The sequence below is a fragment of the Neoroseomonas soli genome, from assembly GCF_018129065.1.
Lineage (GTDB): Bacteria > Pseudomonadota > Alphaproteobacteria > Acetobacterales > Acetobacteraceae > Neoroseomonas > Neoroseomonas soli.
In genome coordinates, this window is sequence record NZ_JAAEDM010000192.1 from 1 (window position 1) to 1,284 (window position 1,284).

Sequence of the window (1,284 nt, forward strand, 5' to 3'; positions counted from 1 at the left end):
GGAAGGCGTCGCGCGCTGCCCGCGCGGCGCCGAGGCGCCCGGCGGCACGGTCGGTCAACCGCGGGCAATCGGCCAGCAGCGCGGCGGTGTCCGCGAGCCGCCCCGTGCAATGCAGCACGACATCGCAGCCGGCCGAGAGCGCCGCCCTGGCCAGGTCGTTCGAGGCGCCCTGCAGCGCGCCCATGGCCAGGTCGTCGGTCACCAGCACTCCGTCGAAGCCGATCTCGCCGCGGATCACATTGCCTATCACGGCGGAAGAGATGGTGGCGGGCAGCGCGGCATCCCAGGCCTCGTAGAGCACATGCGCCGTCATCGCCCAGGCGCCGGAGCCCGCCAGCGCCCGGAACGGCGCGATGTCGGCGGAAAGTTCCGCCGCCGGCGCGCCCACGCGGGGCAGTTCGTGATGACTGTCCGCGAGCGCCCGCCCGTGCCCGGGGATGTGCTTGATGACCGGGATGGCGCCGGCCTCCTGCAGCCCGGCGACCCAGGCGGCGCCGAGCCGCGCGATCTCGGCCGGGTCAGCGCCGAAGGCGCGGTCGCCGATCACCCCATGCGCACCCGGCAGCCGTAGGTCGAGCACCGGCGCGCAGACCACGTCGAGGCCTTCCGCCACGCAGGTGGCGCCGAGCAGCAGGGCATTGGCCCTGGCCGCCGTCTCAGGCCGGCCCTCGAAGGCGGCGGCGGCGGGAAAGGCTTCCCAGTGCGGCGGCTTCAGCCGCGCGACGCGGCCGCCTTCCTGGTCGATCAGGATCGGCGCGTCATCGCCGAGGATCTCACGGATCGCCGTCGTCAGGGCGCGCAACTGCGCCGGCGCGACGACGTTGCGCGCGAAAAGGATGGCGCCAACCGGGCGGTGCGCACGCAGCAGCGCCGCTTCCTCAGCCGTGAGGGACGGCCCGGACAGGCCGATGATCGCCGCGCGGGGGGTCACGGAGCGATGCGGCGCGTCAGCGGATCACGGTGCAGGGCACGCTGCGGGCGCGCGCCTGCTCGCAGAAGGCCTGCGCGCTCGCAACGTCCGCGAAGCCGCCGGTGCGCAGGCGGAACAGCGTCGCCTGCCCTTCCCGCTCGAAGCGCACCACCTGCGGGCGGAAGGCGCCGAGCAGGTCGGCGTGCCGGCGCGCCAGGCGGTCCCATTCGCCACGGGCGGATTCCTCCGAGGTCAGCGCGCCGAGCTGCACGCGGATCGAGCCGTTCGCCACCGGTGCCGGGCGCGCCGCTGGGGCGGCAGGTTGGGCCGGGGCAGCGGCGGGAGCGGCGGGCTGCGTCGCCGCGGCCTGCGGC

Annotated in this window: 2 protein-coding genes; both read right to left on the reverse strand. The window is 75.7% G+C overall.

Going from position 1 to position 1,284, the window contains the following annotated elements:
• Positions 1-931, reverse strand: a 931-nt coding sequence (nagZ, locus tag GXW76_RS25385; RefSeq protein WP_211864917.1) for a beta-N-acetylhexosaminidase, incomplete at its 3' end; no start/stop codon positions are given.
• Between the two features lie 16 nt (positions 932-947).
• The coding region (locus GXW76_RS25390; RefSeq protein WP_246514707.1) for an SPOR domain-containing protein at positions 948-1,284 on the reverse strand (337 nt) is incomplete at its 5' end.